This window comes from Pseudomonas sp. NY15181 (assembly GCF_048068055.1).
GTDB lineage: Bacteria > Pseudomonadota > Gammaproteobacteria > Pseudomonadales > Pseudomonadaceae > Pseudomonas.
In genome coordinates, this window is record NZ_JBLUPT010000004.1 from 376,328 (window position 1) to 398,950 (window position 22,623).

Consider the following 22,623-nt stretch of genomic DNA (forward strand, 5'->3'; position numbering starts at 1 on the left):
TGGGGTGAGGGAGGCGGCGGCTCCGTAGCTTGCGGCGAGTCGCTACCTCCAAGGGTTATACTGCGCGCTTCGTTTTCCCCTCGAGGCGCTTTCATGTCCGAATCCCTGAGCACCGACATCCTCATCGTCGGCGGCGGCATCGCCGGTCTCTGGCTCAATGCCCGCCTGCGGCGCGCCGGCTTCTCCACCGTGCTGGTAGAGAACACCGCGCTGGGCGGCGTGCAGAGCATGCGCTCACAGGGGATCATCCATGGCGGCACCAAGTACGCCCTGCACGGCGCACTGACCGGCGCCTCGGAAGCCATCGCCGACATGCCGGCGCTGTGGCGCGACTGCCTGGCCGGCACCGGCGAGCTGGACCTGCGCGGCGTACGCGTGCTTTCCGACGCCCATTACCTGTGGTCGCCCGGCGGCCTGGCCGGCAACCTCACCAGCTTCTTCGCCAGCAAGGCGGTGCGCAGCCGCGTCGCCCAGGTGAAAGGCGCCGACCTGCCCCCCGCGCTGCAGGACAAGGCCTTCAAGGGCAAGGCCTACCGCCTTACCGAACTGGTGCTCGACGTGCCCAGCCTGATCGCCCGCCTCGCCGAACTGGCCGGCAACAGCCTGCTGGCCGGCGAGCGCATCGAGCCGCTGCGCGAGGGCGACAACCTGGCGGGCCTGCGTGTCGATGGCCGCGAGATCCGCGCCCAGCGCGTGGTGCTCAGCGCCGGCGCCGGCAACGAAGCCTTGCTCCGTGAGCTGGGCGTGGAACGCCCCGAAATGCAGCGCCGTCCGCTGCACATGGTGCTGGTCACCGCGCCGACCCTCAAACCCCTGTACGCCCATTGCGTGGGCGGCGGCCCCAAGCCGCGCGTCACCGTCACCACCCATCCGCTGAGCAATGGCGACTGGGTCTGGTACCTGGGCGGAGACATCGCCGAAGCCGCCGGCGTGGCCCGCAACGAGGCCGAGCAGATCGCCGAGGCGCAGCACGAACTGCACAAGCTGGTGCCCTGGATCGACCTCTCCGCCGCACGCTGGGCCACCCTGCGCGTGGACCGCGCCGAGCCCGCGCAGAACAACCTGCTGCGCCCGGACAGCGCCTTCCTCGCCGAAGACGGCGCGCTGCTGGTCGGCTGGCCGACCAAGCTGGCCCTTGCGCCGAACTTCGCCGATCGCGCGCTCGAATCCCTGGAAAAAAGCGGCATCCGCCCGCAAGCGAGCCCTGCGCTGCCCGAGCTGCCGCGCCCGGCCATGGCCCGTCCGGTCTGGGAGGAACTGCTCGGATGAAGACCCTGCATCACCTGCACCGCCCGCTGGGCAGCACCGGTCTCTCCGTCTCGCCGCTGGGCCTGGGCACCGTAAAGCTGGGCCGCGACCAGGGCGTGAAATACCCTGAAGGCTTCCGCATCCCCGATGACCGCGAGGCCGCCGACCTGATCGCGCTGGCCCGCGAGCTGGGCATCAACCTGATCGACACCGCCCCGGCCTATGGCCGCAGCGAGGAACGCCTCGGCCCGTTGCTGCGCGGCCAGCGCGATGCGTGGGTGATCGTCAGCAAGACCGGCGAGGAGTTCGTCGACGGCCAGTCGCGCTTCGACTTCAGCGCCGCCCACACCCGCCGCTCAGTGGAGCGCAGCCTCCGGCGCCTGGAGACCGACTACATCGACCTGGTGCTAGTGCACTCGGACGGAAACGACCTGGACATCCTGCAGGGCACCGAGGTCTACGCGACCCTGGAGCGTCTCAAGGAAGAAGGCCTGATCCGTGGCTTCGGCTTCTCCGGCAAGACCGTCGCCGGCGGCATGCTGGCCCTGGAGCGTGGCGACTGTGCAATGGTCACCTACAACCTCAAGGAGCAGGCGGAAAAGGCCGTGATCGACCATGCCCAGGCCCACGGCCGCGGCATCCTGATCAAGAAGGCCCTGGCCAGCGGCCATGCCGCCCTCGCCCCCGGCGTCGATCCGGTACGCGCCAGCTTCGAGCTGGTGCTGGGGCATCCGGGCGTGGCCGGCGCCATCGTCGGCACCATCAATCCGCTGCACCTCGCTCACAACGTGAACATCGCCGCCGAGGTCCTCGACCACTGATCGGCGGTCATGTGGATTACCTATTCCTGTGCCATGCTCAGATTCCCCGGCAAAAACCGCGGACACAGAAACTGTCGTCATCCAGTGATCCCCGCGCAATAACCTCGGAATCACCCAGCCTTTCAGGGAAAATCTCGGAAATCCTCTGGATTTTCGATGGCGCCAGGATCGGTGTCAGGCTGTCTGGACTATAGCGACCCCCGAAATCGATCGGCCGGACCGTCCCCGCAGACGGTCAGTGTTGCTGTCGGCGCAGCCCTGCCAGGCACGCCCGACGCAACCCGGCGCCCTGTACGAGAAGGAGCCCACATGCCCCGTACGCTCGCCCGCAAGGACCCGACCGCCTTCAAGACCCTGCCCCTGCTGGTGGAAGCCGGCACGGACAGCCTCACCTACCAGACCCTCGGCAAGCCCCTGAACTTCGCCCAGGTACTGGAACGCCGCCGCCCCATCCAGATCGGCGACAACGAACACTTCGTCACCGAGCTCGCCAACCTCGGCGTCTCGGTACGCCTGACCCTGAACTTCCAGGGCCGCGACCACTGGATCCTGGTGCGCCAGCGCCGCCTGGACCGTGGCGACACCGTGCTCAAGCTGATTTCCGGCTACGTGCCGGCCCACGAACTGAACCTGCCGTTGCTCACCGCGATCCAGGAGGTGGCCGAGGAATGCCTGGTGGAAACCGCCGACGGCTGGCTCGGTGGGCGCTTCGGCGACACCTGGCTGCCGACGCCCTATGAGGGCACCCTGCGCTACCGCGAAAGCAGCCATTTCACCCTGACCCCGCTGTCCGGCGCCTCGCGCCCGGTGCAGGCCGGCGCGCTGCGTCTGCTGGAGCGCCCGCAGGCCTATGTGCACCTGCCGACCGCCTCGCTGCAGCTGGTCTATGACCTGCGCATGGAGCTGCCCCAGGACGCCCGCGACGTCAGCCTGTTCCACGTCGACGAAAAACTCGAAAGCGGCCCGCTGGTGGCTCGCCTGGACCGTCGGCGCCCGGACCTCTACCTGCTGCCGCTGGAGCACGGCCAGCCTACCGGCGAGCTCTACACCCTGAGCAAGGGCGAACTGTGCAAGGCCGGCACCCGCGGTTTGTGGCTGTCGGAAAGCTTCGCCCCCCAGGACGGCTGGCTGGTACGCGAGGAGCGCATCCGTTTCCGCGACTGGATGGAGCAGTGGCCGCCCGCCGCCGGCAATGCCGGCAGCGGGCGGCGCACGGCCTGAGAGCCAACCGCTCCAGAGCCCTATTGAATAACACGCAGGCTCCAACGCGTGACCATACCTTGTAGGAGCGAGGGGAACGCCTAGTTCTTGCTCGCGAACCATCCCCGCTGCGGAGGTTGTTCGCGAGCAAGCTCGCTCCTACAGTCCGCCCAGCTCCTGCGTGATCACTTCAACTGACTGGAACTCTTGCCCAGCAACCGCCGCGCCACGATCAGCAGCTGGATCTGCTGAGTACCCTCGAAGATGTCGAGAATCTTCGAGTCCCGCGCCCACTTCTCCAGCAGCTCCTCTTCCCCGTAGCCCAGCGCCCCGGCCAACTCCACGCATTTCAGCGTCACCTCGTTGGCCACCCGCCCGGCCTTGGCCTTGGCGATGGAGGCTTCCTTGGAGTTGGGCAGGCGGTTGTCGGCCATCCACGCGGCCTTCAGGGTCAGCAGGCGCGCCGCTTCCCATTCGGCTTCCAGGCGATACAGCGTGGCTTCGGCATGGCTGGCGGTGAGCAGCGACTGGCGGTAATCGAAACGGCAACCGGCCTTCTTCAGCAGCTCGCGGGTGCGGTCCAGCGACGCCCTGGCCACACCGATGGCCATGGCAGCCACCAGCGGGCGGGTGTTGTCGAAGGTCTCCATCACGCCGGCGAAACCCTTCTGTACGTCGATCTCGGCGTTGCCCAGCAGGTTGGCCGCCGGCACGCGGCAGTCGCTGAAGCTGATGGACGCGGTGTCCGACGCCTTGATGCCGAGCTTCTTCTCCAGACGGGTGACGGTCATGCCCGGCGTGCCCTTCTCCACCACGAAGGACTTGATCGCCGCGCGACCCAGGCTCTTGTCCAGGGTCGCCCAGACCACCACGGCGTCGGCACGGGCGCCTGAGGTAACGAAGATCTTCTCGCCGTTGAGCACGTAGTGGTCGCCATCGCGGGTGGCGGTGGTGCGGATCGCCGCCGAGTCCGAGCCGCAGCCCGGTTCGGTGATGGCCATGGCCGCCCAGGTGCCGGAGAAGCGCTTGAGCTGTTCTTCGTTGGCCACCGCCGCGATGGCGGCGTTGCCCAGGCCCTGGCGCGGCATGGCCAGCAGCAGACCGGTATCGCCCCAGCACATTTCCATCACGCCCAGGCAGGCGGACAGGTTGCCGCCATTCTTCACGCCCTCCTCCGCGCCCGCCTTGCGCTTGCTGGCGGAGGTGGCGCCGACGGCGTCCGGCGAGCCGGCGTTCATGCCGTCGAGCAGCGCGGCCAGCAGGTCCAGCTCCTTGGGATAGGCGTGCTCGGCCTTGTCGTACTTGCGCGAGATCGGCCGCAGGTAGTTCTCCGCCACCTGGCGGGCCTGGTTCTGCAAGGTGCGGAATTTCTTGGGTGTCTCGAGGTACATGGATAGCTCCTTACAGATGCAGGCCGCCGGCGATCAGCGAGACCGCGCGCAGGTCGCGGTACCAGCGTTCGGCCGGGTGTTCCTGGGTGAAGCCATGGCCACCGAGCAGTTGCACGGCGTCGGTGCCGATCTTCATCCCCTTCTCCGCGCAGAGCAGCTTCGCCAGATAGGCTTCGCGGTGGAACGCCTGGCCGCGCTCGGCCAGTGCGCAGGCGCGCCAGACCATCAGGCGCATGGCGTCCAGCTCGATGGCGATGTCCGCGACCATGAAGGCCACGCCCTGGCGATGACTGATCGGCTCGCCGAACGCCTCGCGCTCGTTGCAGTAGGTGATGACGTAGTCCAGCGCGGCCTGCCCGGTGCCCACGGCCAGCGCGCACCAGGCCAGCGCGCTGTAGTCGAGGAAGGCCTGGTAGTCGAAGCGCTCCGCAGCCAGCCGCTGCCCGGCCGGCACCTTCACACTCTTGAAGCGAACCCGCGCGGTGCCGGCGGCCTTCAGGCCCATGGCCGGCTCGGCGCGCACCTCCACGCCCTTGGCGCGGGTGTCGACGAGGAACAACGCCGGGCCATCGCCTGCATCTGCGGCGACGATCATTTTCTGCGCATCCACGCCGCGCAGCACCAGGCACTTCTCACCGGACAGCGTGTAACTCGAACCGCGCTTGCGCGCCTTGGTGGACAGTCGCTGCGGGTCGGCCAGCAGCTGCGGCTCGCTCACCGCGATGGCGATCAGCGGCGCCGCCTCCTCGGCAACGAAGGCCGGAAGCCAGCGTGCCTGCTGTTCGGACGACGCCCAGCGGCGGATGCAATTGGCCGCCGACAGCGGTACCAGCAGCGCGGCGGCCAGGCTCAGGTCGCCACGGGCAAGGGATTCGGCGATCAGCGCGTTGGTCACCACGGTGCGCTCGCCGGCCATGCCACCCTGCACTTCGCCAACGCCATAGTGGGTCAAGCCCAGCTCCTGTGCCTGGGCCAGCAGTTCCAGGCTGAGGTTGGCCCCGGCGTCCGCGTCGTGGGCGGCGGGGCGCAGCACCTCGGCGGCGAAGCCTTCGAGCATCTCCACCAGCATCTGCTGCTCGTCGGACAGGGACAGGTCGAACAGCCCGTCCGGATCGATCTTGCGCGGCGTCTTGGCCTGCTTGGCGGCGCGCTCGCTGACCATGCGGAAGCCCGTGCGGCTGCCACTGTAGAGCAGTTTCTCGAAGGGTTTGCGCAGCTTCAGGCGATCCGGCCAGTCGGCCTGGGCAACGCGGTTCAGCACGGCCAGGGCGCGGCCCTGCACATCGGTGGTCATGGCATCTCGCTCCGCGGAGGGTGGATGCCATCGATCATGCGCCGGGAAATGGCGAGGGGACCATGACCGCTTTGCCGTCGGTCGCTGGCAGAGCGGTCAGTGACGAGCAGGAGCGGATGCGAGCGATGAGGGGAGTCTGTAGGAGCGAGCTTGCTCGCGAACCCGGCCCCGGCAGCGGGAGTTGTTCGCGAGCAAGCTCGCTCCTACGAAGAACAGAAAAATCAGCTCTGGTGGCGGATCTTCTCGACGATGGCGGTGGTGGAGCTGTTTTCCACCAGGCCCAGCACGCGGACTTCGCCGCCGTAGGCCTTGACGATCTCGGCGCCGACGACCTGGTCGACACCGTAATCGCCGCCCTTCACCAGCACGTCCGGACGGACTTCGCTGAGCAGGCGCTCGGGGGTGTCTTCGGCGAAGCTGACGACCCAGTCCACCGCGCCGAGGCCGGCCAGTACGGCCATGCGCCGGTCGACGCTGTTGATCGGGCGACCCGGACCTTTCAGGCGGGTCACCGAGCCGTCGTCATTGACCGCGACGATCAGGCGGTCGCCCTGGGCGCGCGCCTGCTCCAGGTAGGTCACGTGGCCGGCATGGAGGATGTCGAAGCAGCCGTTGGTGAAGACTATCTTCTCACCGTGGGCGCGGGCGTCCTCGATAGCCAGCAACAGCTGTTCGAGGCCCAGTACGCCACGCTCGGACCCCTGCTCGCGCTGGACCGCGCGGCGCAGCTCCGGGGCGCTGATGGCGGCGGTGCCGAGCTTGCCGACCACGATGCCGGCGGCCAGGTTGGCCAGGGCAACGGCTTGCGGCAGGTCTTCACCGGCAGCGAGAGCACCCGCCAGGGTGGAAATCACGGTGTCGCCGGCGCCGGTGACGTCGAACACTTCGCGGGCGCGGGCCGGCAGGTGCAGGGCGTTGTGGCCGGGACGCAGCAGGGTCATGCCGTGCTCGCCACGGGTCACCAGCAGGGCGCCGAGTTCCAGCTCGGTCATCAGCTGCTGGCCCTTGGCGACCAGTTCGGCCTCGTCGGCGCAGCGGCCGACGATGGCTTCGAATTCGGAGAGGTTCGGGGTGATCAGGCTGGCGCCACGGTAGATGGCGAAGTCCTTGCCCTTGGGGTCGGCCAGCACCGGAATGCCGCGCTGGCGGGCCGCCTGGATCAGCTGCTGGTGGTTCTTCAGCGCGCCCTTGCCGTAATCGGAGAGCACCAGCACGCGGACCTTGTCCAGCAGCGCCTCGACGTCGGTGGAGAGGGCCACGGCGTCGGTGCGGAAGGCCTCCTCGAAGTCCACGCGCAGCAGTTGCTGGTGACGACTCATGACCCGCAGCTTGACGATGGTCGGCTGGCCGGCGATGCGCTGGAAACGGGTGGTCACGCCCACCGCCTGCAGGCTGTCGCTCAGGCTGTCGGCGGCTTCGTCGACGCCAGTGACGCCGACCAGGAAGGCCGGGGCGCCGAGGGCGGCGAGGTTCAGCGCGACGTTGGCGGCGCCACCGGGGCGGTCCTCATGCTGCTCGACCCGCACCACGGGCACCGGCGCCTCGGGCGAGATGCGCGAGGTCGCACCGTGCCAGTAGCGGTCGAGCATAACGTCGCCAACCACCAGCACGGGGGCCTGATCGAATCGGGGCATGGTCAGTTTCATGGGAACTCCGCAGGTCAAAATCGCCGCGGATAATACCATAGCCGCCCGGTGCGACTTGCGTCGGGCACCGGGCGGTCATCGCGCTACCTACGGGAGTCTGCGCACCCAGAACAGCTCGTGCCGGCGTACGGCCTTGCGGAAGAATTCATCCTCGCCGGTGACCGGCCATTGGCGTCCGGCCAGTAGACGCTGGATCAGCCGGCGCAGGCGCTTCTTGCCGGTGAGCGGGGTCTGCAGGTCGTGCTGCAGGGCCAGGGCCTGGGCCTTGTCGACGCGGGCTTCCGCATCCAGTACCGGGCTCCACAGCGGGTCGGCCGGCAATGCCTCGATACAAGGTGGCAGGGCGATGCCGCCATCGGCCGGGCCCATGGGCCAGCGGTCGTTGTCGTGCAGGTGATTGGCGTAGAGCAGCAGGGTCTGCGGCTTCCAGCTGCTGCGGCCGATGGCCTCCAGCACGGCGCGAGTGGCCTGGACGTGGTCGGCGTGGGGGTCCAGCTCCGGATGGGCGGTGAGGATCACCTCCGGACGGGCGTGCTCGATCAGCGCCGTCAGGTCGGCCACCAGATTCAGCCAGGTTGGCGCACCATCGCGGTCGCCGGGCAACGGCAGCGGGTTGAAGCCGCGCGCGCTGCGAATGTCGCTTTCGCCGGACTCGCGCGAGCCGAAGGCCTGGCTCGGCTCGGCGGCCATCGCCGGCAGTTGCAGGCAGTAGTAGCCCAGTTGCACGCAGCGTTCAGCCGGTACCCCGCCCCAGAGCGGAGCGGCAATGCTGTCCCAGGTGCGCAGGCGACCTTTCAGGCGAGCGGCGGCGGCCTTGTCCAGCCCCAGGCGCCGGTAGTGTTCGGCTTCGATCTCGCCCTGGGTCAGGGTGACGATCCAGGCGTCCGGGCAACGGCGGTACTGACCGAAGGCGGCGAGCTCGGCGTCGTCGGCATGGGGCGCGACGATCAGCAGGCGCTGGCGGGCGTAATCGGGGTTATGGAAGGCGTGCAGCACGCCCTGCGGCTCCAGGCGGCAGTAACGCGTGCGGATACGCAGATGGCCGTTGCGCAGGGCGTCTCCCTGGCCGGAGAGATTGATGTAGCGCCTGCCGCTGACGCCGCGCTCGAAGTCCTGGCGGTCGCTTTCGACACCTTCGACCAGCACCTGGGGATCGAGCCAACGGCCGAGCAGCGAAGCCTTGACCTCGACTTCCAGCACCAGGGTCTCGGCATCCGCCGGCAGCACACCTTCGGCAAGGTGCAGGCCGTGCGAGCCAACGGACACCGCCAAGGCGACAGTGCCCTGCGGGAAGTCATAGCGATAGTCGTCGCGCGGCGAGTAGAACAGGTGGTCGGCGAACCAGGCTTCGTGGGCGACCCAGCCCAGGATCACGGCCAGCGGCACACTCCACCAGGGCGCGAAGATGCCGAGCAGGATCAGCGCCAGCAAGGCGATGAGCAGGACCACGCGCTTCTTGCGACGGTGCTGTTTGAGCAGTTGCTGCTTGCGGGCGCTCATCGATGATATTCCCCAAGAGATGCGTATTGATTTAGCGAGCTAGAGCCAGGCAAGGCGGAATCACCCGAGGACGCGGAGTTTACAAGCGTAAATGAGCAGTCCGAGGGTGATTCCAACGCAGCCTGGCCGACGCGCAGCAAATCAAATCTGGAACACTGGCACGCGGTGGCACCAGCGGTCCTTGTATTCACGGTCGGCGCGGCCGAAGGAATAGCGCAGCGGCTTGCCCAACGCCTCGGCCTCGGCCCAGGCCTCCTGCGTGTTGACGAAACTGAGTACGCTGCCGGGGCTGAAGTCGCGATTCTCCGGGGCGACGCCGCCGTTGATGTATTCCACGCTGACCCATTTCGGCGCTTCGACCCGGTAGAGAATCTGGATCGCCACCGGCTCGCCGTCCAGGCGCACCAGGGAGCCGCGCATGAATTCGCGCATCAGGCTGAAGACTTCCGCCAGCCGCGCCTTGCCCGGCACCTCGAACTCCCAGCGGCGCTGGAACAGGTCGGCATAGATGCGAGCCTGCTCCTCGGGGCTCAGCTCGCTCATGGGCTGCAGCACGCCGCCCGCCTCTTCCAGCAGGCGCTGTTCGCGGCGCTGGTTGTAGCGGAATTTCTTCGAGAAATCCGCCGGCGCACGGTTCATCGCCAGTTGTTCGGGCTGCTCGCGGGCATCGCTGACCTGCTCGCGGTTCAGCTCGGAGAGGTAGCGAACCCGGTGCCGCAGCTCGATTCGAGCACCTTCGGCGATGGGCAGGATGATTTCGGCATTGCCCAGGTCGAACAGGGCCTTCTTGCCCTCGCGCTTGAGCACGTCCTTGGACAGCGCCAGGTTGCGCCCCCAGGTCGGCACGGCGGCGCGCAGTTCGTCGCCCTCGAACCAGCCGAGGTAGCGCACCGGGATACCGGCAAGACCCGCGAGGCGCTGGACCACGTCGGGATGGGTGGCGACGCTGCCGCCGAAGGTCTGCCAGGCGGCGGCATAGTCGGCCGCCGCGATGGGCGTCCAGCCGCGTTCGCGGAAAAGGCGCAGTCGGTTCAGCATGTCAGGACGTCAAACCGACTGCTCGGCGCTGGAACCTGCCTCGACCGGCTCGTCGGCGAACTGCCGCGCATGCAGACGGGCGTAGTAGCCGTTCTGCGCGATCAGCTGGTCGTGACTGCCGCGTTCGACGATGTGACCCTGGTCCATCACCAGGATCAGGTCCGCCGCCTCGATGGTGCTCAGGCGGTGGGCGATCACCAGGGTGGTGCGGCCTTCCATCACCTTCTCCAGGGCAGCCTGGATGTGCCGCTCGGACTCGGTGTCCAGCGCCGAGGTGGCCTCGTCGAGGATCAGCACCGGGGCGTCCTTGAGCAGCGCACGGGCAATCGCCAGACGCTGGCGCTGGCCGCCGGAGAGCATCACGCCGTTCTCGCCGACCTCGGTCTCGAAGCCTTCAGGCAGACGGTCGATGAATTCGCGGGCGAAGGCGTCGTCGGCGGCCTTCTCCACCGCTTCGCGCGGCTTGCTGGCCAGGTCGCCGTAGGCGATGTTGTTCAGCACGCTGTCGTTGAACAGGTTGACCTGCTGGGTCACCAGCGAGATGTGCTTGCGCAGGTTGGTCAGCTTGTAGTCTTCGACGTCCACGCCATCGAGCAGGATCTGCCCATCGCTGTGGTCGTAGAAGCGAGGAATCAGGTTGGCCAGGGTCGACTTGCCGCTGCCGGAGCGGCCGACCAGCGCCACCATCTGGCCGGGTTCGACGCTGAAGTTCAGGTCCTTGAGCACCTGCTTCTGGGTTCCCGGGTAGGTGAAGCTGAGGTTCTTCACGTCCAGGCGACCGTTCACGCGCTCGCGCTCGACGGTGCCGTGGTCCACTTCGGGCTTCTCGTCGAGCTGCTCGAAGATGCTCTCGGCGCCGGCCACGCCCTTCTGGATGGTCGAGCTGACTTCGGAGAGCTGGCGGATCGGCTTGGGCAGCAGGCCGGCCATGGAGATGTAGGCCACCAGGTCGCCGACGGTAGCGTCGCCGCGCAGCAGCAGCACCAGGTACAGCAGCACGGCCATGGCACTGTAGATCACCAGCTGCAGCATCGGCGTGTAGATCGCCGAGGTCTTGTTCATGCGCAGGTTCTTGCTGGTGTTCTCGCTGCTGACGTGATGGAAACGCGCGCGCTCGTAGGGCTCGCCGCCGAAGCTGCGGACCACGCGATAGCCCTGGATGGTCTCGGAGGACACGTGGGTCACGTCGCCCATGGCCACCTGGATCTTCTTGCTCTGCTTGCGGAACTTGCGGCTGGCACTGGTCACCATCAGCGCGATGACCGGCAGGATGGCCAGCATCACCAGGGTCAGCTTCCAGTTCATGTAGAGCAACGCGAGGAACAGGAAGACCACGGTCATGCCTTCGCGGATCACCACCTTGATGGCATCGGTGGCGGCGCCAGTCACCATGGTCACGTTGAAGGTGATGCGCGAGATCAGGTGCCCTGAGTTGTGGCTGTCGAAATAGCGATTGGGCAGGGTCAGCAGGTTGTTGAACAGCGCGATGCGCAGGTCATGTACCAGCCCCAGGGAGACCTTGGCGATAAAATAGTTGCCCAGGAACGAGCCGACACCCTGCCAGACCGCGATCAGCACCACCAGCAGCGGCACCGCATACAGCAGTTGCAGGTCACGCAACCAGGCCACCGGCGCATTGGGGAAGAGCTTGGCGTCCGGATGGGCCAGGCCGTCGACGAAATACTTGAGGATGCCGGCCAGCAGCGGCTGGGTGGCGGCGAAGATCAGGAAGCCGACGATGCTGAGCAGGAACATCCCCACGTACGGGCGCACATAGGAGAGCAGTCGGAAGTAGATCTTCAGGCTGGAAGGCGCCTGGGGTTCGTTACCGGCCATGGAGAGATCGCACGCTTAAAAGGGCGGCGATTATAACACAGCGCTCTCGTTTGCCCGGCGGCTGGGCTACTATAGCCGGCTCTTGAACAGGACCTCGTTATGCAAGACCTTGCCCTCCCCGCCTACGAATCGCTGCGCGCCGGCGCCCAGGTGCTGGAAGCCGACAAGCATGGCGACAAGGTCCTGCGGCTGGCGGACGGCAATTTCCTCAAGCTGTTCCGGCGCAAGCGCCTGATTTCCTCGGCAGCGTTCTACCCCTACGCCCAGCGCTTCGCCGACAACACCCGAACGCTGCAACGCCTGGCGGTGCCCTGCCCCGAGATCATCGCGGTCTACCGCATTACCGATATCGCCCGCGATGCCGTGCATTACCGGCCGCTACCGGGCGACACGCTGCGCCAGGTCATCGCCGCTGGCGAGGCTGATACGCAACTGGCGGCACAGCTGGGCACGCTGATCGCCGAACTGCACGACCAGGGCGTGTACTTCCGCTCACTGCACCTGGGTAACGTGGTGAAGACGCCCGAAGGCACGCTGGGCCTGATCGACCTCGCCGACATGAAGAAGCAGCGCCGGGCACTCTCTCGCCTGCAGCGCAAACGCAACTTCGCCCATATGCTGCGCTACGCCAACGACCGCCAGTGGCTGCTGGCGGGCAATACCGACAGCCTGTCGAAGGCCTACCTTGCGCGCAGCCAGGTGCGCTGGAGCCTGTCGGAGCTCCAGCAGATCCTCAGCTCGGCTCCATGACCGCCGGCCGCACCTGCGGCCAGCGCTCCAGGCACAACCCCAGCAGAATCACCACCCATGGCATCAGCCACATGGCGCGCGTGCGCTCCCATAGGCTGAAGACGTCGAACTGCATGGCTACGCTGGAGAATACCCAGAGCAGCATCACCGACAGCCCCAGTGCACGCGTCCGGCAACGCCAGGCGTGGAGGCCGATCATTCCCCACAGCAGCAGGAACGCCAGCAGCGCCGGGATACCGAATTGGAGGGCAGTATGCACCAGGAAGTTGTGCGCCCCGTTGCGGTAGATGCTTTTGCCACTGGACACCGAATAGTCGGCCCCCAGCCCCACCCCCGTCCAGAGGTGATCCTGGATCTGCGGCCAGGCATTGCGCAGCAGATCGAAGCGCTGGGCATCGCCGCGCGCCAGTAGACCTGGCTCGACCACGAAGAGGATCGCGCCCCCCAGCAACAGCAGGAAGGGCAGCAGTTTGGCAATCCGGCCGGGCACCAGGCTCAGACTGAAGATCGCGGTGACCATCAGGGCCAGAAGTGCCCCCCGGCTCCCGCACAGCGCCACATAGATCAGCGAGACGGCCAGCAGCATCGCCCAGGGCAACTGCTGCCAGCCTCGGCGCGGCAGCAACGGCACGCACATGACTGTGACGAAGGCGATGGAATAAGCCGCCGAATTGGGGTTATCGAGGAAGCCACCGAATCCGTTCAGGCGCCCACCTCCAAAGTCCGGTTTCAGAATCAGCGCGGCAATGCTGTAGAAGCCGATCACCAGCGCCAACGAGAGCATGGCCAGTCGCAATCGACGCTCATCCGCGCGCCCCCAGAGCACCCAGCCCTGGATGAGCAGCATGAACAGCGCCGCCTCCTTGAAAGAGCCCAGCGGATTGTCGTCGCCCTTCGCCCAGGACAAAGACAGGACCGCCCAGCCGAACAGCACCAGAAGCACCCACATTTCCTTGTGAGCCCTGAGCAGATGCCCGAGCTCCTGCCGGCGAGCAATGCACAGCCACAACGACGGCAGGTAGACGAACAGTACGACCATCTGAGAATAGAACTTCATGGTCGGCGTCAGCATCACGCCACCGATGCTCCAGAGCACCCCGACTCCCAGCATCGCCTCGGCGATTCGGCTCCCCCGCCGCTGGCTTGCCCCCATCGGCGTCAGCCGCGGACACCAGGCCCTCCAGGCGTGCGCAATCACATCCTTCATCGAAAAACTTCTTCCTACCCGAACTTGAACAACAAATGGCGAATCCGTCGCAAGGTGACGCGATTCCAGCGCCAAGGCGGCAATCGGAGCAACAGCGACCAGGCATAAGCCTTATCGCCAACGACGGACTGCTTGAGCGCCTTGTTGACGATGCAGGTCATGCCTGCGGCATAGGCCGGATGATCACGGTAAGGGGCAACGGCCATGCGGTCGTAATCGAGCTGGCGCTTGTAGGCCGTCTTCGACAGGTTGCCTTCATGACGGCGGTAGCCGCTGACCACCTCCGGCAGCACCTCGACCCGATAGCCCTGATACGCGATTTTCAGGGTCATCTGGAAATCCTGGATGCGAATCTCCGGTTCATAGCGACCAACCCGCTCGATGGCCTCGCGTCGGTACATGGCCACGGTCGCGCCGATGGCGATGGCTCGCCCCAGCAACTCGTCGAAGCTGTAGCGACGCACACTATCGCCTTGCTCGCTCTTAAGGCGCTTGCCATCCGCATCGATGTAGACGACACGCCCGCCAAGGCAACCGACCTCAGGGTGCTCCTTCATATACTTGGCCTGAAGGCTCAAGCGCCCCGGCATCATGATGTCGTCGGAGTCCGGTGTTGCCACCAGTTCACCGCGGGCATGACTCAAGGCCGTATTGAGTGCGGCGCTGACGCCCTGATTGACCTGGCGGTAGAGCTGGAAGCCATAGCGCTGCTGCAGCGCCTGAATCTTCTCGACGCTGGCATCCTGCGAACCGTCGTCCACCACGATCAATTCGAAGTTCGGATAGTCCTGTTCGAGAATGCTCAGCAGCGTCTCTTCGATGTAACGCTCGCGGTTGTAACAAGGCACCAGTACGGAAATCAGAGGGTATTCCACAACCCCCGCGGCAACGGCCGTTGGACTGGACACGGTCAGATTCCCAGTGCCAGACGCAGGCGTTCCAGCGCGCCAGCCTGCGGCCGCTCACGCAGTGGAGGCGTCATGGCCTGGACGATCCGCGCGCCAATCTGCCCGAATCCGAAGCCTTCCTGTGCCAGCTTCCGCCCCGCCTCGGCAATCCGCACCACCTGTTGCGGATCAGACCGCAATTGATGCAGTTTGCTACGCAACTGGGCCACATCGCGATACAGCACCACGTTGTGCATATCCTGCAACCCGAGCGCACGGTTCTCCGCCTCGCCCTGGTCGTACGCCAGCAGCACGCAGCCGCAGGCCATGGCCTCGAAATTCTTGATCATATACTCCCCCATGCCGACATCCGCGCTGACGAAGAAGCGAATGCGATTGAGGGTGTTCAGGTAGTCCTCGCCCGAATTGGTCTTGGTGACCAGCAGGTTTTCCACCTTGCCCAGCTCGTCCAGCAGCGCCTTGCGCCCACTGTACGCAACACTGCCGGTGCTGCCCACGAAAGCCAGGTCGATATCGCGCTCGCGCCCAAGATCATGAAGCAGATCCTGGTCGTAACCCTTGGGCACGAAAACCGCGTCGAAGCCTTCCTGACGCAGCCGCTCGCTGACCATGAAGCCTGAGCTGATCACGCGCGCCCATGGCAGGCGACGATAGTGCGCGCTGAACTTCCCGGTGTACTTGCAAGGGATGTAGTTCTGGTAGGCGTCGTGTTCGAGGATGACCAGATTGGGCACGCTGCGGATGAAGGCGGCCTGGCGCATTTCCTTCTTGAAACGCAGGAAGAACAGGATGCGATCGTACTTCGCGACATCCACGTGCTCACGGAAGTAACGGCGCAGGTTGGCCTGCTCGTCGCTGGTCAGCCAGCGCAGGTCGCACTCGCAATGCTCGGCGATACCGTCATACAGACGATCGAGGATGGCGCGTTGTTCTTTCTGGACCAGGAACAGAACCTTCATACCAACTTGCCCACCTCTGGAGCCAATGGCTGCGACGCAGTTGACGCTATAAGGTCATCCACCTGAGCAAGGCTGACCTTCGGGATCAACTCGCCGGGCAGCCGGCTGTCGCGGGAAAGATTGAACACCTGGAAATCCGCACCGATGACTCGCTGCGCCAGAATGTTGAAATGCGGCAGGATATGCCCATCGAAATCGCCGTCAAGGCGGCTTTTGACCTGGGTACCAGCTGGGTCGTAAAACTGGCCCAGTGATGAGTCCATGTCCACACCGACCAGAAATACCTTGGCAAAGCCCAGGTAATACGCCAGTTGAATGGCCGCGTAAGCGATGGTGCGAGCATTGAAGTAGCCGCGCGCATAATTGCGGCTGAAACCAATGCGGTTGGCCGTTTGGCTGAACAACGACCAGCGCATGACGAAGTCAGGATCCCGTCTGGCTGACCAGGCAAACGCCCGATCCGAGCACCGCTTTACGCCAATCCAGCGATTGACGCGCTCCATCAGCAAGAGGCTGTCCGCCTCGAGCGACTGCGGCTCCCTTTCATATAGGCGCTGCATCGACTCCAGGCTCAGCGCGGACCAGCGGGACAGGCGAATGCCACTGGCCAGTGCCGTGCTTTTCTTTTCCGCAACCCCAGCGTCATCGCATAGATAAAAGAGCGGCCGTAGACCGGCGGGCTCGAAGCAAGCGATTGAGCCGTTCATAGCAATCATCGGCACGTCGGCATAACGCTGAATCGGAAACTCGGCCGCCGAAGGCCCCGAGGCGATGATGAATACGCAACCAGTGCAACTGTTATGCAGCGGCTCCCACGAAGGCAGTGGCCGGCACCGCCCATCAGGCAGCCGCAAGCCGCGCGCCCCTGAACGGGCAACTTCCAGAGCCACGGCGCTCATCGTTCTGTTTCAGCCTCGAGCAGTGCCTGGATATCGCGACACCAAGTCACAGGCTTGTCGGCGAAATAGGAGGGGGCGTCATGGAATTCGCTCCAGCCATCGAGGAAGACAAAGTCGAGCCCTGCCGCCTCAGCGCACTGATGATCGAAGCGGCTGTCGCCCAGGAACAGTGAAAGCCCCGTGATATTACCCGCGGCCTGCTCGCGGGCAAGAATGCGGTCCTTCGGCGTCGGACTGCCGAAAATGCCGCCATCGAAAAGCGCGTCCAGCCCCCGGACAGCGAACACCTCGCGCAACTCGGCTTCATCGCCGCCAGACACTATCAGCCAGCGACTCTGCGGCAGATGCTCGCGCATCTCACGCAAGCCGGGAGCAACCGCGCACTCCAGCAGCCCCTCACGCACGGCGCTGGCATAACGGTCGAGGAGGTCTGGCAGATGATCCTGCACGTCGCTTGTCCTGACAATCTCCCGCAGGAAGTACTCGAACTTGCGATAACGGGAAATGCCGCCATTGGCCTGGTGATAATCGACGAACGCTTGCGCAGCGGCGGCTCCAAAGGGCAGCGCGACCTGATGGAAGGCCCGCGTCTTCACGGCATTGGAATCGAGTACGACACCGTCGCAATCGAACACCAGGCAGCGATAGTCGGCAAGAGGGCGCAGCATCAGAGCCCCCGCGCCCGGACGGCCGCCTCGGCCGTCGCCACATCCTCGGGGTTGTCCACAGCGATGGAGTCCTGGGACAACTCGAGCATGCGCACTTCCCAACCCAGTTCCAGGAATCGCAGGATCTCGATGTCCTCCAGGCTCTCCAGCGGCGTTTTGCTCTGGCAAGCCGCAAAGGCCGCCAGCGCCTCACGGGGGAACGCATAGAGGCAGACCTGCCGCCAGCCGCGAACGAATTCATTGCTCTTGGTGCCCGGGATGGTCGTGCGGGACATGTAGAGCAAACGCCCGTCGGGACGCAGGACGACCTTGGGCGTACTGGTGCTGCGGAACTGCGCTTCTTCCTCGATGGCGCAGTAGCCATTGAGCACTTCACCCGGCCACGTGCTGCAGGCGTCGATCATGCGACGCAGGTCCTCGGGGTTGAATACCGGCTCATCACCCTGAACGTTGATGAAAACTTCTGCGGGAAGTTGCCGCGCGCACTCCGCCAGCCGGTCGGTGCCGGTCAGGCACTGCGACGACGTCATCAGCACCGAGATACCGTGCTGCTCACATACATCGCGGATGCGCTGGTCGTCGGTAGCGACGTGAATTCGCTCTGCAGGACAGACCTTCAGACACTGCCGGTACGTTCGCACTATCATCGGCACGCCCTCGAGAAGCACCAGCGGTTTGCCTGGCAAGCGGCTGGACTGGTAACGAGCGGGAATGATGACGGCGTAATCAGGCTGAACGACCATGGGAGACTCAAAGGGCATAAATGGAAGAGCAGGGAATCTGGTACCGGGTAGGCGTCACGGCAAGCAATTCAGGCGTAGCATCGTGAGCCAGAAAGGCCTCGAGCACATCGTTGACTTCGACATTACGCGGGTCTTCACCCGGATAACCGTCAAAGCCCGCCAGCAACACCCGCCGCGCATTACCACTGGCCGCCACCGCCAAGGCATAGGCCGCCACCAGGGACGTCGGCAATGTACAGTGCCGGGCATGGAAACCAAAGCCCTGCTTATCGATCGACAGGCCGAAGTCCAGTAGTGTCTTGCCCTGGAGCGAAACGCGTACATCTTCGGGCAACATACCGGCCGGCGTAATGAGCGGCTGCGGCAATTGCAGGTGCTCGGCGCCGTCCGCCATCAGGCGCAACGGATGACAGGCCGCTCGCAGATCGATCAACTCTGGCGCGATGTCCGTCTGCGTGTTCAAAGCCAGGACAACAGGCCGCGCCCTGCGGATGTACTGCTCGATAGCCTCCCGATGCCTCGCCACACCTTCGCCGCTCGCCAGAAGCAGTACTTCCCGACCGTCCAGCTGTTCCTGCGGCGCCCACTTGCCATGGGGCGCGCCGTGGTAGAAGTGGCGCGAAGCTTCCAGCGTTTCGGGGTTGAACTTCTTGCCGCCGCTGGCACGCAACGCTTGAATCGCCACCAGCAGATCCGAATTGCTGTAGCGTGAGTCGGCAAGCATCTCCTGGATGTAGGTCGGGTGGATGCCGTGCATTCCGGCCAGATAGTAGAAGGGGTTGGTCCCCCAGCCATAGCGCTGCTGCATCGGCTGGAAACGCCGGGAGACCAGTTGCAGCAAGGGCGACAGGTTGCCAGTGCCACGCTGCATGGCCAGGTATTCGATACGGGCATTGCCAGGGCCTCGCCCCATGCCGAGCACTGTTCCATCGACCCAGGTTGCTCCGGCCGCGATGGCCTCCAGCGTATTGGCGTGTGCCAGCGCGCGATTGTCATGAGCATGAATGCCCAGCGGCCCATTCCACCCCTGACGCAGCAGGCCGATGATCGAACGCACGTCCGTGGGCGACAGGCTGCCCATGCTGTCGGCGAAATAGAGGACATCCACCCCGCTGCCTTGAGCTGCCCCGGCCAGTCGAACGACGGTGTCGTCGGACTGCTCGGCAATCTGCATTAGGTTGATGCCCACCTTGTACCCCTGCTCCTTGAGCCATTGGCAGGCTGGCAAAACCGCCTCGAACTCATGAGCATGGCTGGCGATACGCACCAGGCCTACAGGAGATTCAGCCGCAGGGCAGAACAGCTGGGAAACCGCCACAAGCGCGCCATCGGCGTGCTGCAACAACTCACTCGCATTGACCATCACCCCATAGCAGACGCCGGGGATGAGCGGCAGGCTGACCAGGAACGCGTCGCTGCTATACGCATAGCCGCCACGGAAACCATTCCGGGGAAAACCGCGCAGGCCCAGTTCCACGCAATCGACACCAGCGGCAGCCATGGCCTGCAGGTAGTCCCGGACCAACTCGGCGTCGAAGTCCCAATTGTTGTAGTAGCCGCCGTCGCGCAGCGTGCAATCCAGCAGGAAAGCCTTGGAATCGCTCACGTATTCATCCCTCGGGCGCGGAAAGGAAGCGTATCAGTGGTCGCTGACGAGCGCCTTCACCTGCGGCAAGCTCCAGAATTCCCGACGCACAGCAGCGTCGGAGAAACGCGTCTGCAGGCGTTGCTCCATCTGTTGCGCGCAGGCCTCGCGCTGGCCTCGGTCGAGTGCCGCCATGTGCCCGAGGCCTTCTGCCAGTGCCTTTTCGTCGCGCTGCGGGAACAGGATGCCGACGCCTTCGACCACTTCACCAGCGCCACCGCCAGCGGTCGCGATCACCGGCACGCCCGCAGCCATCGCCTCCAGCAGGACCATGCCGAACGGCTCGTGGTCGGAGCTCAGGGCAAAGACGTCGAAGGCCTTGAAGTAGCGCTTGGCATCCGGCACCTGGCCGAGGAACAGCACGCGCTCGGCGATGCCCAGCTCACGGGCCAGGTCCTTGAGTTCTTCTTCCAGGCGGCCCTTGCCGAGGATCGCCAGCAGGCTGTTGTGCGGCAGGCGCGGCAGTGCCTGGGCGAAGCCTCGCAGCAGGGTTGCCTGATCCTTGTCAGGATGCAGGCGACCGACGTTGCCGACCACCCAGGCGTTGTCCGCCAGTCCCAGGTGCTGGCGCGCCGGATAGCGGTCGACCTGAGCGGCCTGCAGCGCATCGACATCGACACGGTTGTACAGCGTCTCGATGCGCTCCTTCGGCCAGGCTGGCAAACAGGCGCGAATCTCGTCGCGTACGGCGTTGGACACCCCGAGCAGACTCAGGCGCTTGGCGAAGATGCGGGCGAACAGCTTACGACCCAGGCGCTGGAAGTCACCGAAACCGTGGTGCACGCCAATGATCGGCAGCCTGGTGCCGAGCATGGCGATCCAGGTCGGCTTGAAGCGGTGCGCGATGCAGAAGCGGAAGTCGCGGGAGCGGGCGATCTCGCGCAGGTCGCGGATCGCCTTGAGCTTCAGCCCGCGGATGTCCCGCGAGCTGTAGTCGAGGAACAGCACCTCGTCGCTGGCACAGCCGGCGGCGACTTCGGGATCGGGCACTCCGGTGAGGAACACCGTGGTGACCCGGTAGCCGGTGCCGGCGAACAGGCTGGCGTACTGACGGGCGCAATCCAGGAAGGGCCCGTCATAGCCGTGGCAGAACTGCAGGACGCGCGGTTCAGCCGAGCGAGTCATAGGCCGCCGCGCCGTCCTTGACCACCAGGATGTCCTGCATGATCAGGTATTGCAGGTCCGAGCCGTAGAACATGTTCAGGGCGTCGGTGGGCGAGCAGATCATCGGCTCGCCACGGCGGTTCAGCGAGGTGTTGAGCGCCACGCCATTGCCGGTGAGCTTCTCCAGCTCCTTCATCATGTCGTAGTAGCGCGGGTTGAACTCGCGCTTGAGCACCTGGGCGCGGGAGGTGCCGTCCTCGTGGACGACTTCCGGCACGCGGGTCTTCCACTCTTCGTTGACTTCGAAGGTGAAGGTCATGAACGGAGCCGGGTGGTCGATCTTGAACATCTGCGGGCCGACGGTATCGAGCATCGACGGGCAGAAGGGTCTCCAGCGCTCGCGGAACTTGATCTGCGCGTTGATACGGTCAGCCACGCCAGGCACGCTCGGGCAGCCGATGATCGAGCGACCGCCCAGGGCGCGCGGGCCGAACTCCATGCGGCCCTGGAACCAGGCCACCGGGTTGCCGTCCACCAGCACCTTGGCGATCAGCTCGGATACGTTGTCGATCTTGCGCCAGACCGGCTTGGCCTCGTGGCGGGCACAGGCGGCGATGACGTCTTCGTTGCTGTATTCCGGGCCGAGGTAGACGTGTTCCATCTTCTCGACCGGCACGCCGCGCTCCCAGGACACGTAGGCGGCCGCGCCAACGGCGGTGCCGGCATCACTGGCCGCGGGCTGCACGTACAGCTCCTTGACCTCGGGACGGGCGATGATCTTCTGGTTGAGCTTGACGTTCAGCGCGCAGCCGCCGGCGAAGGCGATCTTGCCGGTCTCGCGGATGATGTCGCCCAGGTAGTAATCCATCATCTCCAGCGCCAGCTTCTCGAACAGCGCCTGGATGCTGGCGGCGTAATGGATATACGGATCGTCGGCGATGTCGCCTTCACGCTTCGGGCCGAGCCACTCGATCAGCTTGGGCGAGAAGTAGTAGCCCTTGCCTTTTTCCTTGTAGCGGCGGAAGCCGATGACGTTGGCGTAGTCGGTGTTGATGATCAGCTCGCCGTTCTCGAACTTGGCGAGGCGGGAGAAATCGTACTTGCTGGCGTCGCCGTAGGGCGCCATGCCCATGACCTTGAACTCGCCGTCGAGCATGTCGAAGCCGAGGTATTCGGTCAGCGCGCCGTACAGGCCGCCCAGGGAGTCCGGATCGTAGAACTCCTTGATCTTGTGGATCTTGCCGTTCTCGCCGTAGCCGAAGAAGGTGGTGGCGTATTCGCCCTTGCCGTCGATCCCGAGGATCGCGGTCTTCTCCTTGAAGCCAGAGCAGTGGTAGGCGCTGGAAGCGTGGGCCAGGTGGTGCTCGACCGGCTGGATCTTGGTCTTCTTCAGGTCGAAGCCCAGCTGCTGCAAGCACCACTGGATGCGTTTGTAGTAGCGGTGGTAGCGGCGGTTGCCGAGCAGGATGGCGTCCAGCGCGCGGTCCGGCGCGTAGGCGTAGCGCTTGGCGTAGTGCCAGCGGGCCTTGTCGAAGATGCTGATGGGGGCGAAGGGAATGGCCACCACGTCAACGTCCGACGGCTTGATCCCGGCCTGTTCCAGGCAGAACTTGGCGGACTCGTAGGGCATGCGGTTCTTCGCGTGCTTGTCGCGGACGAAGCGCTCTTCTTCGACGGCCGCGACCAGCTTGCCGTCGATGTACAGGGCGGCGGAAGGGTCATGGCTTACGGCGCCGGACAGGCCGAGGATGGTCAATGCCACAGGG

19 protein-coding genes are annotated in these 22,623 nt (G+C 65.3%); 4 read left to right on the forward strand and 15 right to left on the reverse strand.

The features are described from left to right. The first annotated feature begins 93 nt into the window (after positions 1 to 93). The 3 genes from ACNFBT_RS13465 to ACNFBT_RS13475 all read left to right on the forward strand — a co-directional run bounded on the left by ACNFBT_RS13465 (position 94) and on the right by ACNFBT_RS13475 (position 3,290). Positions 94 to 1,269, forward strand: a complete 1,176-nt coding sequence (locus ACNFBT_RS13465; RefSeq protein ID WP_416750046.1) for an NAD(P)/FAD-dependent oxidoreductase — start codon at positions 94 to 96, stop codon at positions 1,267 to 1,269. Continuing rightward, a complete protein-coding gene (locus tag ACNFBT_RS13470) occupies positions 1,266 to 2,069 on the forward strand; it encodes an aldo/keto reductase (protein ID WP_416750047.1) in 804 nt (267 codons plus the stop codon). The genes ACNFBT_RS13465 and ACNFBT_RS13470 overlap by 4 nt, the downstream gene beginning before the upstream one ends. A 309-nt stretch (positions 2,070 to 2,378) precedes the next feature. Further along, positions 2,379 to 3,290 carry a metal ABC transporter ATPase gene (locus ACNFBT_RS13475; protein ID WP_416750049.1) on the forward strand — a complete coding sequence of 304 codons (912 nt, stop codon included), beginning with the start codon at positions 2,379 to 2,381 and terminating at the stop codon, positions 3,288 to 3,290. A 164-nt stretch (positions 3,291 to 3,454) separates the two neighbouring features. Here the strand turns inward: ACNFBT_RS13475 and ACNFBT_RS13480 are convergent, their stop codons facing one another. From ACNFBT_RS13480 to msbA, 6 genes are all read right to left on the reverse strand, one after another. Then, the gene (locus ACNFBT_RS13480; RefSeq protein ID WP_416750051.1) at positions 3,455 to 4,660 is read right to left on the reverse strand and encodes an acyl-CoA dehydrogenase family protein; all 1,206 of its coding nucleotides are present in this window, start codon (positions 4,658 to 4,660) and stop codon (positions 3,455 to 3,457) included. Between the two features lie 10 nt (positions 4,661 to 4,670). Beyond that, positions 4,671 to 5,954, reverse strand: coding sequence for an acyl-CoA dehydrogenase family protein (locus ACNFBT_RS13485; protein WP_416750053.1), 1,284 nt, complete (start codon positions 5,952 to 5,954; stop codon positions 4,671 to 4,673). A gap of 221 nt (positions 5,955 to 6,175) precedes the next feature. Further along, positions 6,176 to 7,600, reverse strand: a complete 1,425-nt coding sequence (gene hldE / locus ACNFBT_RS13490) for a bifunctional D-glycero-beta-D-manno-heptose-7-phosphate kinase/D-glycero-beta-D-manno-heptose 1-phosphate adenylyltransferase HldE (protein ID WP_416750055.1) — start codon at positions 7,598 to 7,600, stop codon at positions 6,176 to 6,178. 87 nt (positions 7,601 to 7,687) lie between these two features. Further along, on the reverse strand, positions 7,688 to 9,100 hold the full coding sequence (locus ACNFBT_RS13495; protein WP_416750057.1) for a PIG-L deacetylase family protein: 1,413 nt from the start codon (positions 9,098 to 9,100) through the stop codon (positions 7,688 to 7,690). 141 nt (positions 9,101 to 9,241) lie between these two features. Then, complete coding sequence (locus ACNFBT_RS13500) at positions 9,242 to 10,138, reverse strand: GNAT family N-acetyltransferase (RefSeq protein WP_416750059.1); 897 nt, start codon at positions 10,136 to 10,138, stop codon at positions 9,242 to 9,244. Positions 10,139 to 10,147: 9 nt separating this feature from the next. Beyond that, on the reverse strand, positions 10,148 to 11,974 hold the full coding sequence (msbA, locus tag ACNFBT_RS13505; protein WP_416750060.1) for a lipid A export permease/ATP-binding protein MsbA: 1,827 nt from the start codon (positions 11,972 to 11,974) through the stop codon (positions 10,148 to 10,150). Between the two features lie 99 nt (positions 11,975 to 12,073). Between msbA and ACNFBT_RS13510 the strand changes: the two genes are divergently transcribed. Beyond that, positions 12,074 to 12,724: a lipopolysaccharide kinase InaA family protein gene (locus tag ACNFBT_RS13510; RefSeq protein ID WP_416750062.1), complete on the forward strand. Its 651-nt coding sequence runs from the start codon at positions 12,074 to 12,076 to the stop codon at positions 12,722 to 12,724. Here ACNFBT_RS13510 and ACNFBT_RS13515 read toward each other — a convergent pair. From ACNFBT_RS13515 to ACNFBT_RS13555, 9 genes are read right to left on the reverse strand one after another with little or no spacing between them, the layout of a single operon-like run. Next, positions 12,708 to 13,931 (reverse strand): O-antigen ligase family protein, encoded by a 1,224-nt coding sequence (locus ACNFBT_RS13515; RefSeq protein ID WP_416750064.1) that lies wholly within the window; start codon positions 13,929 to 13,931, stop codon positions 12,708 to 12,710. The two genes, ACNFBT_RS13510 and ACNFBT_RS13515, sit on opposite strands and share 17 nt — an antisense overlap. A 14-nt stretch (positions 13,932 to 13,945) precedes the next feature. Next, entirely contained in the window at positions 13,946 to 14,845 is a 900-nt protein-coding gene (locus ACNFBT_RS13520) for a glycosyltransferase family 2 protein (RefSeq protein WP_416750116.1), read from the reverse strand. Next, positions 14,842 to 15,798 (reverse strand): glycosyltransferase family protein, encoded by a 957-nt coding sequence (locus ACNFBT_RS13525; protein ID WP_416750066.1) that lies wholly within the window; start codon positions 15,796 to 15,798, stop codon positions 14,842 to 14,844. Before ACNFBT_RS13525 ends, ACNFBT_RS13520 begins: the two co-directional genes overlap by 4 nt. Continuing rightward, positions 15,795 to 16,697, reverse strand: coding sequence for a lipopolysaccharide core biosynthesis protein (locus tag ACNFBT_RS13530; protein ID WP_416750068.1), 903 nt, complete (start codon positions 16,695 to 16,697; stop codon positions 15,795 to 15,797). Before ACNFBT_RS13530 ends, ACNFBT_RS13525 begins: the two co-directional genes overlap by 4 nt. Beyond that, positions 16,694 to 17,365 carry an HAD family hydrolase gene (locus ACNFBT_RS13535; protein ID WP_416750070.1) on the reverse strand — a complete coding sequence of 224 codons (672 nt, stop codon included), beginning with the start codon at positions 17,363 to 17,365 and terminating at the stop codon, positions 16,694 to 16,696. Before ACNFBT_RS13535 ends, ACNFBT_RS13530 begins: the two co-directional genes overlap by 4 nt. Continuing rightward, complete coding sequence (locus ACNFBT_RS13540; RefSeq protein WP_416750072.1) at positions 17,365 to 18,108, reverse strand: 3-deoxy-manno-octulosonate cytidylyltransferase; 744 nt, start codon at positions 18,106 to 18,108, stop codon at positions 17,365 to 17,367. Before ACNFBT_RS13540 ends, ACNFBT_RS13535 begins: the two co-directional genes overlap by 1 nt. A 7-nt stretch (positions 18,109 to 18,115) precedes the next feature. Then, the gene (locus tag ACNFBT_RS13545) at positions 18,116 to 19,714 is read right to left on the reverse strand and encodes an aldolase catalytic domain-containing protein (protein WP_416750074.1); all 1,599 of its coding nucleotides are present in this window, start codon (positions 19,712 to 19,714) and stop codon (positions 18,116 to 18,118) included. Positions 19,715 to 19,747: 33 nt separating this feature from the next. Then, positions 19,748 to 20,878 (reverse strand): glycosyltransferase, encoded by a 1,131-nt coding sequence (locus ACNFBT_RS13550; RefSeq protein WP_416750076.1) that lies wholly within the window; start codon positions 20,876 to 20,878, stop codon positions 19,748 to 19,750. Beyond that, complete coding sequence (locus ACNFBT_RS13555) at positions 20,862 to 22,619, reverse strand: carbamoyltransferase (protein ID WP_416750078.1); 1,758 nt, start codon at positions 22,617 to 22,619, stop codon at positions 20,862 to 20,864. Before ACNFBT_RS13555 ends, ACNFBT_RS13550 begins: the two co-directional genes overlap by 17 nt. Between the last annotated feature and the right edge of the window lie 4 nt (positions 22,620 to 22,623).